The 13,754-nt window shown below is 63.8% G+C and carries 10 protein-coding genes; 9 read left to right on the forward strand and 1 reads right to left on the reverse strand.

Annotated features, from left to right (window positions below; translation table 11 throughout):
• Positions 1 to 123 precede the first annotated feature (123 nt).
• The 9 genes from hrcA to BMZ48_RS05725 all read left to right on the forward strand — a co-directional run bounded on the left by hrcA (position 124) and on the right by BMZ48_RS05725 (position 11,472).
• Positions 124 to 1,161, forward strand: coding sequence for a heat-inducible transcriptional repressor HrcA (hrcA, locus tag BMZ48_RS05685; protein ID WP_091532796.1), 1,038 nt, complete (start codon positions 124 to 126; stop codon positions 1,159 to 1,161).
• Positions 1,162 to 1,271: 110 nt separating this feature from the next.
• Positions 1,272 to 1,826, forward strand: a complete 555-nt coding sequence (grpE, locus tag BMZ48_RS05690; RefSeq protein WP_091532798.1) for a nucleotide exchange factor GrpE — start codon at positions 1,272 to 1,274, stop codon at positions 1,824 to 1,826.
• Between the two features lie 57 nt (positions 1,827 to 1,883).
• A complete protein-coding gene (gene dnaK, locus BMZ48_RS05695) occupies positions 1,884 to 3,812 on the forward strand; it encodes a molecular chaperone DnaK (protein WP_091532800.1) in 1,929 nt (642 codons plus the stop codon).
• Positions 3,813 to 3,956: 144 nt separating this feature from the next.
• Positions 3,957 to 5,078, forward strand: coding sequence for a molecular chaperone DnaJ (gene dnaJ, locus BMZ48_RS05700; RefSeq protein ID WP_091532802.1), 1,122 nt, complete (start codon positions 3,957 to 3,959; stop codon positions 5,076 to 5,078).
• A gap of 159 nt (positions 5,079 to 5,237) precedes the next feature.
• Positions 5,238 to 6,470, forward strand: a complete 1,233-nt coding sequence (locus BMZ48_RS05705; protein ID WP_091532804.1) for a saccharopine dehydrogenase family protein — start codon at positions 5,238 to 5,240, stop codon at positions 6,468 to 6,470.
• Between the two features lie 122 nt (positions 6,471 to 6,592).
• Complete coding sequence (locus BMZ48_RS05710; protein ID WP_091532806.1) at positions 6,593 to 7,927, forward strand: alkaline phosphatase PhoX; 1,335 nt, start codon at positions 6,593 to 6,595, stop codon at positions 7,925 to 7,927.
• A gap of 211 nt (positions 7,928 to 8,138) precedes the next feature.
• Positions 8,139 to 9,164 (forward strand): TerC family protein, encoded by a 1,026-nt coding sequence (locus BMZ48_RS05715; protein ID WP_091532808.1) that lies wholly within the window; start codon positions 8,139 to 8,141, stop codon positions 9,162 to 9,164.
• 184 nt (positions 9,165 to 9,348) lie between these two features.
• Positions 9,349 to 10,401, forward strand: a complete 1,053-nt coding sequence (locus BMZ48_RS05720; RefSeq protein WP_091532811.1) for an NAD(P)-dependent alcohol dehydrogenase — start codon at positions 9,349 to 9,351, stop codon at positions 10,399 to 10,401.
• A 45-nt stretch (positions 10,402 to 10,446) separates the two neighbouring features.
• On the forward strand, positions 10,447 to 11,472 hold the full coding sequence (locus BMZ48_RS05725) for an SRPBCC family protein (protein WP_091532813.1): 1,026 nt from the start codon (positions 10,447 to 10,449) through the stop codon (positions 11,470 to 11,472).
• Positions 11,473 to 11,578: 106 nt separating this feature from the next.
• Here BMZ48_RS05725 and BMZ48_RS05730 read toward each other — a convergent pair whose 3' ends face one another.
• Positions 11,579 to 13,693, reverse strand: coding sequence for a PhoX family protein (locus BMZ48_RS05730; RefSeq protein WP_091532815.1), 2,115 nt, complete (start codon positions 13,691 to 13,693; stop codon positions 11,579 to 11,581).
• Positions 13,694 to 13,754: the final 61 nt, after the last annotated feature.

The raw sequence follows: 13,754 nt of genomic DNA on the forward strand, positions 1-13,754 counted from the left end.
GGCAAATCGGCCAAGGCAGGTGCCAGATCCCGGGAGGAAGCCGGCGAAAGGTAGCATGGAAAGGCCGCCGGTGCGGGTCCCGCGGCTATTGAAAACCGCGTTCAAGTGCTTCATTTTCTCCATATGTCCCAGGTCCTCGATGCACGCGCCGCAGAACTGCTCAAGCTACTCGTCGAGCGCTATATCCGCGACGGCCAGCCGGTCGGCTCGCGCACGCTGTCGCGCATGGCCCACCTCGGGCTGTCGCCGGCGACGATCCGCAACGTCATGGCCGATCTCGACGAGATGGGTTTCGTGGCCTCGCCGCATACCTCGGCAGGCCGCGTGCCGACCACGCGCGGGTACCGCTATTTCGTCGACAGCCTGCTTTCGCCGGAGCCGCTCACGCCGCAGGAACAGGAGCAGATCGCCGAAAGCCTGCTGCCCGGGGACCGCAACACGACCGATCTGGTCCAGGCCGCCTCGGATCTGTTGTCGCGGCTGACGCATATGGCGGGCGTCGTCACCGTGCCGCGCCGCAATTTTGCGATCCTGCGCCGCATCGAATTCCTGCCGCTGTCGGAAAACCGGGTGCTCGCGATCCTGGTCGTCAACCAGCACGAGGTGCAGAACCGGATTCTGCACACCGACCGGCCCTATGGTGTCGACGAGCTGGAACGCTATGCCAGCGTGCTCAACGAACATTTCGCCGGGCAAGACCTGATCAGTCTGCGCCAGGCGCTGGCGCAGGATGCGGGGGAGACACAGATGCGGCTCAACGCCGTCCTGCGTGAGGCGGCGCTGATGGCCGAGCAGGCGCTGCGCGGCGCCGAGAAGGCGGACTATGTCGTCGCCGGCAGTCCCAACCTCCTGAATTTTCAGGAACTGGCCGATCTCAACCGGCTGCGCAGCCTGTTCGATGCGCTCGACCGCAAACGCGATCTGCTCGATCTGTTCGATCAGTGCCTGCAGGCCGACGGCTTGCAGATCTTCATCGGCGATGAGTCCGGTTACCGCGTGCTCGACGAGTGCAGCGTGATCACCGCGCCGTACTATGTCGGCGGGCGCGTCGCCGGTGTCCTCGGCGTGATTGGGCCGACGCGGATGGCGTACTCCCGCATCATCCCCTTGGTCCAGGAGACCGCGCGCGCTCTGTCCGCCGGCTTGAAAGTGGACGGTTGAATCCCCACACACAGTGCGCGATACGCGCCGGCGCCCGCGCGCTTATCATGGCGCCCCTTCGCAAGGCCGGTAATTCCGGCGACCATCCACCGACTCGAACGACCGACATCATGAGTGAACATCCGGAGCAGGCTCCGACGCCGGCCGCCGACGCGGCTGCCGTCGTCACTCCCGACCGTGAGATCGAAATCTTGAAAGACCGTCTGGCGCAGGCCGAGGCACAGGCGCAGGCCGCAAAAGAAGCGCAGTTGCGCGCGCTCGCCGAACTGGAGAACACGCGCCGTCGTCTCGAGCGAGACACGCAGACCAGCCTGAAGTTCGCCAACGAAAAACTGATCGGCGAGCTGCTCGGCGTCTGCGACAGCCTGGAACTCGGGATCAAGGCGGCCACGAACGCCGAGGGTGCCGCCCAGGCGCTGCTCGAGGGCATGCAGCTCACATACCGGCAGTTGATGAGCGTGCTCGAGAAACACGGGGTCAAGCAGCTCGATCCCACCGGTCAGCCCTTCAATCCGGAATTCCATCAGGCGATGACGATGGTCGAATCCGCCGACGTCGCCGCCAACCACGTCCTCAGCGTGATGCAGAAGGGCTACACACTGCATGAACGGCTGTTGCGGCCGGCCATGGTCGTGGTCGCACGCGCGCCGGCATCCACCTCTTGAAAAGACCGGCCCTGCCGCCAGTAAACCCCGAGTACTGAACAATTCCTGGAGCATCCCATGTCCAAGATCATCGGCATCGACCTCGGCACGACGAACAGCTGCGTCGCCATCATGGAAGGCAGCACCGTCAAGGTCATCGAAAACGCAGAAGGCGAGCGCACGACACCTTCAGTTGTCGCCTATACCGACGAACCGCAGCCGATCGTCGGCCGCGCCGCCAAACGCCAGGCGGTCACCAATCCGCACAACACGCTGTTTGCCGTCAAGCGTCTGATCGGCCGTCGCTTCGAAGATCCGGAGGTCCAGAAGGCGATCAAGCATTCACCCTTCAAGATCGTCCGCGCCGACAACGGCGACGCGTGGGTCGAAGTCAAGGGTAAAAAGCTCGCTCCGCAGCAGATTTCCGCCGAAGTGCTGCGCAAGATGAAGAAGACCGCCGAGGACTATCTCGGCCATCCGGTCACCGAGGCCGTGATCACGGTGCCCGCGTATTTCAACGACAGCCAGCGCCAGGCCACCAAGGATGCCGGGCGCATCGCCGGGCTCGAGGTCAAGCGCATCATCAACGAGCCGACTGCGGCTGCGCTCGCTTTTGGTCTCGACAAGGGTGGCAAGAAGGACCGCAAAGTCGCGGTCTATGACCTCGGCGGTGGCACCTTCGATATTTCCATTATCGAAATCGCCGACGTCGACGGCGAGAAGCAGTTCGAAGTGCTCGCGACCAACGGCGATACCTTCTTGGGGGGCGAGGACTTCGATCAGCGCATCATTGAATACATCGCCGCGGAATTCCAGAAAGAGCAGGGCATCGATCTGCACAAGGATCCGCTTGCTCTCCAGCGCCTGAAGGAAGCGGCCGAGAAAGCCAAGATCGAGCTGTCGAGCACGACGCAGACCGATATCAACCTGCCGTACATCACTGCCGATGCGTCCGGGCCCAAGCATCTGAACATGAAGCTGACCCGGGCCAAGCTCGAATCCTTGGTCGAGGATCTCATCGAGAAATCGATGGAGCCTTGCCGCATCGCGCTCAAGGATGCTGGCCTCAAGCCTTCCGACATCGACGAGGTGATTCTCGTCGGCGGTCAGACGCGCATGCCCAAGGTACAGGAGGCGGTCAAGAAGTTCTTTGGCAAGGAACCGCGCAAAGACGTCAACCCGGACGAAGCGGTCGCCGTCGGTGCCGCGATCCAGGGTGCCGTGCTCTCCGGTGAGCGCAAGGACGTGCTGCTGCTCGACGTGACGCCGCTGTCACTGGGGATCGAGACGCTCGGCGGCAAGATGACCAAGCTGATCGAGAAGAACACCACGATCCCGACCAAGAAATCCGAGATTTTCACGACCGCCGAGGACAACCAGACGGCAGTGACGATCCAGGTCTATCAGGGCGAACGCGAGATTGCTTCAGCCAACAAGCTGCTCGGCCGCTTCGATCTGACCGGCATCGCGCCGGCACCGCGCGGCGTGCCGCAGATCGAGGTCACGTTCGATATCGACGCCAACGGCATCCTGCACGTGACTGCCAAGGACAAGGCCACCGGCAAGGAGCAATCGATCCGCATCACCGCCAACTCGGGTCTCTCGGAAGAGGAGATCCAGAGAATGATCAAGGACGCGGAGATGCACGCCGAGGAAGACCGCAGGTTCAACGAGCTGGTTGCCGCACGCAATCAGGCCGACCAGATGATCCACGCGGTCGAAAAGTCGCTCAAGGATCTCGGCGACGAGGTTCAGGCGGACGAAAGAAAGAGCATCGAAGATGCGCTCGCTGCGGCGCGCGAGGTGCTCAAGGGTAACGACAAGGCGACCATCGAGGCCAAGACCGAGGCGCTGGCGCAGCTTTCCGCCAAGCTGATGGAGCGGGTCTATGCCAAGAAAGGTGCCGAGGGAGCGGCCCAGCCCGGCGGCAATGCCGGTGGCACCGGTGCGGCCAAGGGCGACGATGTCGTCGATGCCGAATTCACGGAAGTCAAAGACAAAAAATAAGGCCGTACGCGATCAGGGTGAGGCGCAGGGCCTGAGGCCGCGCCTCACCCTTTGGTTTTTCTCGAATCATCAAGACGAGCGGAATCAGGGAGCGGTCATGATTCTGGTCGGTGCCCCACGGTTTGCCATGCGCACCTCACACCCATGAAGCGCGATTACTACGAAGTTCTCGGTGTCTCCAGAGACGCGGGAGAAGAAGAGCTGAAAAAGGCTTACCGCCGCCTGGCGATGAAATTCCACCCGGACCGCAATCCGGGTGACAAAGCGGCGGAAGAGAAATTCAAGGAGGCCAACGAGGCCTACGAGGTGCTCACCGATCCGCAGCGCCGTGCGATCTACGACAAATACGGTCACGAGGGCCTGCAGCGTGGCGCAGGTGGGGCCGATTTCGGCGGACCAGGTGGTTTTGCCGACATTTTCGGCGACGTGTTCGCGGACATTTTTGGCGGTGGCCGCCGCGGCGGGCCGCGGCGCGGAGCCGATCTTCGTTACCTGATGGAGCTGACCCTGGAACAGGCGGTGTTCGGCACCACGGAGTTGATCCGCATCCCGAGCTGGGAGACATGCGCCGACTGTCACGGTCACGGCACCGCCGACGGCAAAAAGCCGCCCGTCTGCCCGACCTGCCGTGGTACCGGCCAGGTGCGCATGCAGCAGGGATTCTTCGTGCTGCAACAGACCTGTCCGCATTGCCGGGGGCGCGGTAGTGCCGTCACCGATGCATGCAGAACCTGCCGCGGCGCCGGCAAGGTGCGCCGTGAAAAGACCCTGGAAGTGAAAATCCCGCCCGGCGTCGATACCGGGGATCGCATCCGCTTGACCGGCGAGGGCGAGCCCGGCGAGCTGGGTGGGCCCAACGGCGATCTTTATGTGCAGATCAACGTCAAACCGCACGAGGTGTTCGACCGGGATGGCAACGACCTGTATTGCACCGTGCCGATTTCCATCGTCACGGCGGCGCTCGGCGGCACGCTGAAGGTGCCGACCCTCGAAGGCCCTGTCGAGATCGACATTCCAGAGGGGACGCAGAGCGGGCGGCAATTCCGGTTGCGCGGTCGCGGTGTGCGCTCGCTGCGCACGGCCCACGCCGGTGATTTGTATTGCACCGTGATGGTGGAGACCCCGGTGAAACTCACCAAGACCCAGAAAGAGCTGTTGCGTCAGTTTGGATCGACCCTCGATGAAGAGGGCAGCAGCCATCATCCCGAGACGAGTTCCTGGCTGCGCAGGGCAAAACGCTTTTTCGACGACATCACCGGTGCTTGAGCGCGCGTTGGGGTAGGGCGCAGCATCGGTGGGTGGCAGCCACCGGCGGCCCTCGCCGAGTCGATCGGAACCCGTGATTTTCGACGGCGCTGCTGCGCGCAGACAGATACCACCTTGGTCCACAATCGTACCCCAAGCAAACGCAATGGGAGCCGTGTCATGAACGAACCGCACTACCACCTTGTCGTTTTCGGAGCGACGAGTTTCGTCGGGCAAATCCTCGTTCGCTACTTACTCGAACGGCATGGTGCGGGTGGGACATTGCGCTGGGCACTCGCCGGCCGTTCGCGCGACAAACTCGAATCCGTGCGCCGCACACTCGGCAGTGGTGCCGAAACCCTGCCTCTGATCGTTGCCGACGCCGCCGATGAAACAGCCCTGCGGGTGTTGTGTGCCCAGACCCGCGCCGTGGTTTCGACGGTCGGGCCGTATGCCTTGTACGGCTCACCGCTGGTGAAGGTCTGCGCCGAGACCGGCACCGATTACTGTGATCTGACCGGCGAGGTGCAATGGATCGCGCGCATGATCGCAGCCCACCAGGATGAGGCCCGGCGCAGCGGTGCCCGCATCGTGCACTGCTGCGGATTCGATTCCGTGCCATCCGATCTCGGTGTGCATGTTCTCCAGCGCGAGGCGCGGCGTCGTTACGGCGCACCGTGCGCACGGGTGAAGCTGCGCATCAAGGCGGCGCGCGGGGGATTCTCCGGCGGGACGGTGGCGAGTCTCATGAACGCCGTGCGCGAGGCAGCCGCTGATCCGGCGGTGCGCAAGCTGATGGGTAATCCCTACGCGCTGTGCCCGGATCTCGGCGCCGGACGGCCGCGCCAGCCGGACGTGAAGTTTGCCGAGTACGACGCCGACGCCGGGAGCTGGATCGGGCCATTCATCATGGCCGCGATCAATACCCGGATCGTGCATCGCACCAACGCGCTCTCCGGTGATGCCTATGGCCGCGATTTCGTCTATGACGAGGCGATGATGACCGGACCTGGCCCGCTTGGTGCTGCCGCGGCTGCCGGCATTGGCCTTGCGCTGGGGGGATTCATCACCGCAGTGGCCCTGCCACCGACGCGTTGGTTGCTGTCGCGATTCGTCGTGCCCAAGCCAGGCGAGGGGCCGAGTCCGGAGGAACAGGCACGCGGGTTTTATGACATCCGCCTGTTCGGCACGACTGCGGACGGCCGCAAGCTGCGACTCAAGCTCACCGGCGACCGCGATCCAGGGTATGGATCCACTGCGAAGATGCTCGGTGAGGCAGCCGTCTGCCTGGCGCTGGATGTGCCCAAATCCGCGCTGGCCGGCGGCTTCTGGACACCGGCGACCGCGATGGGTGATCGCCTGGTCGAGCGCCTGACCGCGCACGCTGGCTTGCGCTTCGACATCCTCGACTGATCAAGGCGCGTGCCTTCGACGGCATGACCTTGCCGGCGCGGTTCACGCAGCGGTCACGGTCCGTACATAATCTTTTCCGCAGATGCAGCAGCCGCTGCGGCCGGTGATTTCGAGGAACGACCATGCAGCTCTTGTTGCCACGCGGACGTAGCAATTCTTCCCGCCGCGAGTTTTTGCGCATGCTGTTCTGGAGCGCGGGCGCCATTGGTGCATCCGGGCCTTTGCTCAGCGCCTGCGGGGATAGCCGTCGTCCGCGGATCGCTGTGCCCCGCGGACGGTTTGCCGACATCGGCCCGCTGGGCGAGCCGGATGCCCTCGGCATTCGCGTGCCGCCGGGATTTTCGACGCGTATCGTCGCCATCGCCAATCAGCCCCCGGTCCCTGGCGGCAGCTATCTCTGGCATATCTTTCCGGATGGTGGCGGTGTGATGCCCAAGGCCGATGGCGGCTGGTATTACATCTCCAACAGCGAGATTCCAGGCTTTGGCAATCTCGGCACCCTGTATCCGCAACTCGCACCCTTTGGCGATGTACTCGATCGTTTCGCGCCGGGGCTCGGTGGCGCGAGTGTGCTCGAGTTCGCGGCCGACGGGACGGTGATCGATGCCTACCGGATTCTCTCCGGCACGACTTTCAATTGCGCGGGCTGCGTGACGCCGTGGAACACCTGGCTGTCTTGTGAGGAAGTGCCCGAGGGGCAGGTGTGGGAATGCGATCCGACCGGGCGCACGCCGGCCGTTGCGCGCCCGACGCTGGGCTTTTTCTCGCACGAGGCCACGGCGATCGATGTCGAGCGCCGCACCATTTACATGACCGAAGACTGGCCCGATGGCCGTTTCTTCCGCTGGGTGGCTTCCGAGTCCGACTGGCCGCGGGGTGCCGCACGGCCGGCGCTGCAAGACGGCAGGCTGCAGGTGCTCAAGATACTCGGGGATGGTGTCGAGGGCGCACTGCACGAACCGCAGCCGGTGGCCTGGATCGATGCGCTCGCCCCGGACCAACCGCAGGATCGTAACCGTGATCCAGAGAGCACACCGTTCGACGGTGGCGAGGGACTCTGGAACTTCAACGGGTACGTGTATTTCTCGACCAAGGGCGATAACCGCATCTGGGTTTACGACACGCATCGGGAGACGATCGAGGTCGTCTACGACTTTGCAACCAGCGACAATCCGATCCTCTCGGGTGTCGACAACATCACGGTGACTCCGCAGGGGGACGTGCTCGTCGCCGAGGATGGAGGCGACATGCAGGTGGTCGTGATTCTGCCGGACGGCACGCTCAAGCCGCTGCTGCAGATCACCGGACAGGATCAGTCGGAGGTCGCCGGCATTGCGTTCTCGCCCGATGGCCGGCGCATGTATTTCACCAGCGATCGCGGTGGTCCGTTACCCGGCGGTGGTTACGGTCCTGGGCTCGGCATCACGTACGAGCTGCTGCTGCCCGAAGGGCTCTAATGTTTCGCGCGTTGGCCGCCGTTGACGGTCACCGTGCCCGCTGCTTTAATCGCGCGACTCTCACGGGGAGTAGCCGAAGCGGCTTTCACGCTTCCGCCATGCCGTCAGCACGGGCTGCTGCTAGCCCCGGCATCGCGGACCGCGCCCAACACGCGGGTGGCAAGACCGGGCGGGTTTTGACTGCGTTCGTTCTTCATCCGAGGTTTTGTCCATGATCTCCATCGGTACGCCGCTGTTGTGGTCGCTGTTCGCGGTTTTCGTCGTCGTCGCGCTGGCGGTCGATTTTTTCGTGCTCAACCGTCAGGGTGCGCATCGCGTGTCAATGCGCGAGGCGGGGATCTGGACGGTGATCTGGATTCTCGTGAGCTTTGTCTTCGTCGCGTTTCTGTGGTGGGAGCTGGGGGGACTCGGCGACGATCCGGATGCCCGCCGGCTTGCCCACGACAAGGCGCTGGAGTTCATCACCGGCTATCTCGTCGAAAAAGCGCTCGCGGTCGACAACATTTTCGTCTTTCTGATGGTGTTCACCTATTTCGCGACGCCACCGGAATACCAAAAGCGTGCGCTCATGATCGGTATTCTCGGCGCCCTGGTGCTGCGCGCCGTGTTGATTCTTCTCGGCGCCTGGCTGATTGCGACCTTCCACTGGATTTTGTATCTGTTCGGGGCTTTTCTTGTCTTCACCGGCGTGAAGATGTGGTGGGCGGCGGGCCAGGAGCCGGACCTCGAATCCAATCCTGCGCTGAAGTGGATACGTCGTCATTTCCGTATCGCACCCCACTATGACGGTGAGCGCCTGTTCACGGTCATCGATGGCGTGCGCGTGGCGACGCCGCTGCTGGTGGTGCTGCTGCTGATCGGCATCGTCGATGTGGTGTTCGCCGTGGATTCGATTCCGGCCATTTTTGCGATCACGACCGATCCATTCATCGTGCTGACGTCCAACGTGTTTGCGATCCTGGGCTTGCGTGCGATGTATTTCCTGCTCGCCGGTATGCACGAGCGCTTCCATCTGCTGCCGTATGGCCTGGCCGTCGTGCTGGTGTTCATCGGTGCGAAGATGCTCTTGATCGATGTTTACAAGATTCCGGTGCAGTGGTCGCTGTCGGTGACGGCGGCGATTCTGGGCGTGACGATGCTGTTGTCACTGGTGATTCCTGGACAGCCCGATGCAAAGCCGCGCGGCGCCTATCCGTTTACGCGCCGCCGCGAGCAGCCGCCGCACGATGAACCCTGAGGCTTTCTCTGGAAGCTTTCTCTGTGAGTCTGCGCGACCCGCAAGCGGCACTGATGACTCTCTGCCGTGACGTGACTGCGTTACGATGCGTTGGCTGTATCGGCCGTATCCGCTAGTGGCTGATGGCTGCGCGTAGTTGCGCGTTGCCGCACCGACATCCACATCACAGAGACAAGGAGTGACGATGCGCGTTGCCGCCTATGGTGCCTACGCCGCCGACCGGCCGCTTCAACCGATGCACATCGAGCGCCGCGTGCCGGGTGTGCGGGATGTCCAGATCGAGATCGCGTATTGCGGCGTCTGTCATTCCGACCTGCATACCGTGCGTTCGGAGTGGCCGGGTACGCGTTATCCCTGCGTGCCCGGCCACGAGATCGTGGGACAGGTGAGCGCCGTCGGTTCCGAGGTCGAACGCTTCAAGATCGGCGATGTCGTCGGTGTCGGCTGCATGGTCGATAGCTGCAGGGTCTGCGCATCCTGTGCGCAGGGGCTCGAACAGTACTGCGAGCGCGGATTCGTCGCCACGTATAACAGTCCCTGCAAAGATGCGCCCGGACACACCCTCGGCGGTTATTCCCAGCGCATCGTCGTCGATCAGGACTTCGTGCTGAGCATCCGTCACCCGCGCGCACAGCTTGCCGCGGTCGCTCCCTTGCTCTGTGCCGGGATCACGACGTATTCACCGCTGCGGCATTGGCGGGTCGGACCGGGGATGAAAGTCGGTGTCGTCGGAATCGGCGGTCTCGGGCACATGGGGATCAAGCTCGCGCATGCGATGGGGGCGCAAGTCGTTGCGTTCACCTCATCGGAGCACAAGCGGGATGCGGCGCTGACGCTGGGCGCGGATGCGGTCGTCGTCACGAAAAACGCAAAGGAGATGAAACCGCATGCCCGCAGCTTTGATTTCATCCTCGACACGGTGGCGGCCAGTCACGATCTCGATGCCTTCGCCCGTTTGCTCAAGCGTGACGGGACGCTGTGCCTGGTCGGAGTTCCGGAACACCCCCATCCGGAACCGAACATCGGCACGCTCATCTTTGGCCGCAGGGCGCTGGCGGGTTCGTTGATCGGAGGCATCGCCGAAACCCAGGAAATGCTCGACTTCTGCGCCGAGAACGGCATCGTCGCAGACATCGAGTTGATTCCGGCGCAGCGCATCGACGAGGCTTATGACCGGATGCAGAAAGGCGATGTGAAGTACCGTTTCGTCATCGATGCCGCGAGTCTGGAACGTTGAGACGATGCGTCCACGCCGGCGGTCCGAAGTCACCGGGGGAACGTCATGAAACTGCTCAAGGGGCTGTTGATCGCGGTCACCGTGCTGGTCGCCGGCGTGCTGGGCGTTGGCCTGCTGCTGCCGGATACTGCGCATGTCGAGCGTGCGATCGTCATCCAGGCCAGGCCGGCGACGGTCTATACCGCGCTCAATGGTTTCCGCCAGTTCAACAAGTGGTCACCGTGGGCGTCTCTCGACCCGGGGACGCATTATGCGTTCGAAGGACCAGCCACGGGTGTCGGGGCTAAGTTTCGCTGGCGCAGCGACGACCCGGGGGTCGGTTCCGGCAGCCAGGAAATCCTCGAGGCGGTGCCCTACGAGCGCATCGCGGTCAAGCTCGTTTTCGAAGGATCCGACAGCGACAATCTGGCCACCTACACGCTGGCCGCGGAAGGCGAGGGGACGCGCCTGGTCTGGTCGTATGACACGGTGTTTCACGGCAACATCCTCGGCCGCTATTTCGGGCTGATGCTCGATGGCATGATCGGCCCCGACTACGAGCGTGGGTTGGCCAGGCTCAAGACCCTGGTCGAGGGGCTGCCGCAGACCGACATTGCCACGCTCGACGTCGAAACGCTGATGGTCGAGCCCCGGCCGATGCTCTATGTCGCGGCCGTGGCCGGACCCGATGACGCAGAAGCAGTGCTCGACGGCGCTTATGCCAGACTGCGCGCATACCTTGCCGCGTACGGCCGTCAGGCAGTGGCGGCTCCGATTGCGATCACCCGCGGCTACGACGTGGAAACGAAGCACTGGCGCTTCGATGCCGCAGTGATTCTCGATCCCCCCGACGATATTCCACCTGCGCCCGAGCAGGGCATCCAGGCCGGCACGACGTATGCCGGGCTCGTCCTGCGCGCAGTGCATACCGGTCCGGCTGCGACGATCGAATCGACGTACGACCAGCTCGCCGCCTGGCGCACGGTCGCCGGATTCGAAGACAACGGCGATGTCTGGGAGCAATATGTGTCCGATCCGGCGACGACGCCGGCGGCGCAGCGGATCACCCATATCTATTGGCCTGTGCGGTAGTACGACCGACGCTCCGCAATGGAGCAGGCAAAGACCAATAAAAAATAAAAAAGACCCGCTGGTGCGGGCCCAAGTCCCACGGGGGAAACGTGGGCGGCCAAGCCGTTCAGAGGCCGATTTCCCCGCCGTCGTCGCGGGTGATGACGATGGTCGCCGTGCGCGGCCGCTGTCCGGAAAGTGCGGGCTGGGTTGCGTCCCCACTCGGATGCGGCCAGTTGCTCTGGAAGTTTTCGAGATTGCCGTCTTCTCCTGGATGCTGGATGTTGACGAACATCGTCTTGGCATCGGGCGTGAGCTCGACACCGGTGATTTCGCAGCCGGGTACACCGACGAGGAAGCGGCGCAGCCGGTCGCCGGGGACGGCGCCGGCATAAGTCGTCACCGACCGGCCGTCGGCACCACCGATCACCACAGGCCCCCCGTCGCCGACCGTACCCGGCAGTGCGGCGAGCATCATGCAGTTGGTCGTGTCGGTGTAGGCGCCATCGTCGGTCTGGATCCACAGCAGGCCGCGGCGGTCGAACCACAGACCGTCGGGCGAGGAGAAATCGTTGCTGTCGTCGAGTGCCGAGACGTTGACCTGGGGATTGGTGTAGGACGCCCGGGCGCCGAAGAGATAGATATCCCAGACGAAGCGGTTCGCGCCGGTTTCTCGCCAGCGGATGATGTGCCCGTTGAGGTTGCCGCGCGCCTGGCTGAGCGAGCCATCCGGCGCGTAGCTGCGCGGATTGGCGGCGTTGCGCGGCTGTGAGCCGCTGCCGCCCTGGCCACGGCCATTGCTCGACGAGCTGCTGTTCGTGAGTGTGAAGTAGACCTCGCCGTTGGCGGGGTTGACCGCGCCCCATTCCGGGCGATCCATGCGCGTGGCGCCGGCGCGGTCGGCGGCAATGCGTGTAAAGACCGCGATCTCGGCCGCAGTCATGCCGGCGAGCGCCGGATTGTCCGGCGTCAGGGGCAGCCATTCGCCGGTGCCGTCCTCGTTGAACTTGGCGGCATAGAGCGTGCCGGCATCCAGATATTTGTCGCCGACGTCGAGGCCACCCCGGGTGGCGTCCGCCGGGTCCCAGTTCGCGGCGGAGACGAACTTGTAGATGTACTCGTTGCGGGCGTCGTCGCCGCTATAGCAGACCAGCGGCTGTCCGGCCACTGCAGGGGCAAACCACGCGCCTTCGTGTGAAAAGCGGCCCAAGGCCGAGCGCTTTCGCGGCGTGGCGTTGGGGTTGTACGGATCGATTTCGACGACGTAGCCGAAGTGATGAGGCTCGTTGCGGAAGTCCTCGGCGGCGCTTGCGCCGCGGCGCGAGGCATTGAAACGTCGTTGCAGAGGCCCCGTGTTCTGGGCGCGGTCCCAGTCCTTGTAGTTGAACAGGCGCGTGCCCGAGCGGATGCCGTAGCGGGCGAGTTCAGGCGTGTCGCTGGCGGCATCATCCAGCGTGAAATAGGCAAAGAAATTTTCCTCGTTGGTCAGATAAGTCCCCCAGGGGGTCACGCCATGGCCGCAGTTGTTGATCGTGCCGTAGGTGGTTTCGCCGGTGGGAGAGAGCGGGGTGATCAACAGCGCAGAGCCGCGCGCCGGGCCGCGGATCTCCATCGGGCTGTTGACGTGCCAGCGCTTGTTGAAGGGGGAGTTGCGCACAACCTGCCACTGCCCGCCCGATCGGGCCACTTCGATCACCGATACCCCGATCGCATACTGCTCCTTTACGACCTCGGCGAGTGGGCGCGAACCGTCGGCAAAGACCGTGGGGCCGTTGGCGTGCAAATAAGCCTCGGTGATCTCCTCGTGGTTGATTGCGAGCAGCCCGCGGTCCGAGCGCGTGCTGCCCCTCGGCAAAGGGTAGTAGGCCATCGCATCGTGGTGGTCGCCGGCGCGGCGGTCCCAGTGGCCGTCGTCGGAGCCATCATTAGCGTAGTCGGACAAATCCGGTGCAATCGGATCGCCCAAGGCGTACAACACGCGCGCCGAATAGCCCTGCGGCACGATGACGCGATCCTCCAGACTTTTGGGTACAGCGTCAAAGCCCAGGGTCTGGGGCCGCGTGGGCACGGAGGGGCTGCCGTCGTCGCCGCAGCCGGTGAGCATGAACGGGCCGAGCAGTCCGGCACTGGCGGCAGCCACGCTTCCTTTCAGGAGCTGGCGCCGGTCGAGCCGGCGGAGCAGGATGGATGCAAAGCTCGGGTTCGTGGAGGGATTGCTGTCTTCGACGGGATGATGGCTCATACGAGACTCCTTGCTTGCGTGGTGGAGCTGGCACAGTCGCCCGGAGCCTAAGCGGGCTCGA

This window comes from Fontimonas thermophila, from assembly GCF_900113085.1.
GTDB lineage: Bacteria > Pseudomonadota > Gammaproteobacteria > Nevskiales > Nevskiaceae > Solimonas > Solimonas thermophila.

Bases quoted from the DNA above. Each gene is read 5' to 3' on its own strand.
- dnaJ (WP_091532802.1), top strand. From the start codon at position 3,957: ATGAAGCGCGATTACTACGAAGTTCTCGGTGTCTCCAGAGACGCGGGA.
- BMZ48_RS05715 (WP_091532808.1), top strand. From the start codon at position 8,139: ATGATCTCCATCGGTACGCCGCTGTTGTGGTCGCTGTTCGCGGTTTTC.
- BMZ48_RS05705 (WP_091532804.1), top strand. From the start codon at position 5,238: ATGAACGAACCGCACTACCACCTTGTCGTTTTCGGAGCGACGAGTTTC.
- BMZ48_RS05720 (WP_091532811.1), top strand. From the start codon at position 9,349: ATGCGCGTTGCCGCCTATGGTGCCTACGCCGCCGACCGGCCGCTTCAA.
- hrcA (WP_091532796.1), top strand. From the start codon at position 124: ATGTCCCAGGTCCTCGATGCACGCGCCGCAGAACTGCTCAAGCTACTC.
- dnaK (WP_091532800.1), top strand. From the start codon at position 1,884: ATGTCCAAGATCATCGGCATCGACCTCGGCACGACGAACAGCTGCGTC.
- grpE (WP_091532798.1), top strand. From the start codon at position 1,272: ATGAGTGAACATCCGGAGCAGGCTCCGACGCCGGCCGCCGACGCGGCT.
- BMZ48_RS05710 (WP_091532806.1), top strand. From the start codon at position 6,593: ATGCAGCTCTTGTTGCCACGCGGACGTAGCAATTCTTCCCGCCGCGAG.
- BMZ48_RS05725 (WP_091532813.1), top strand. From the start codon at position 10,447: ATGAAACTGCTCAAGGGGCTGTTGATCGCGGTCACCGTGCTGGTCGCC.
- BMZ48_RS05730 (WP_091532815.1), bottom strand. From the start codon at position 13,693: ATGAGCCATCATCCCGTCGAAGACAGCAATCCCTCCACGAACCCGAGC.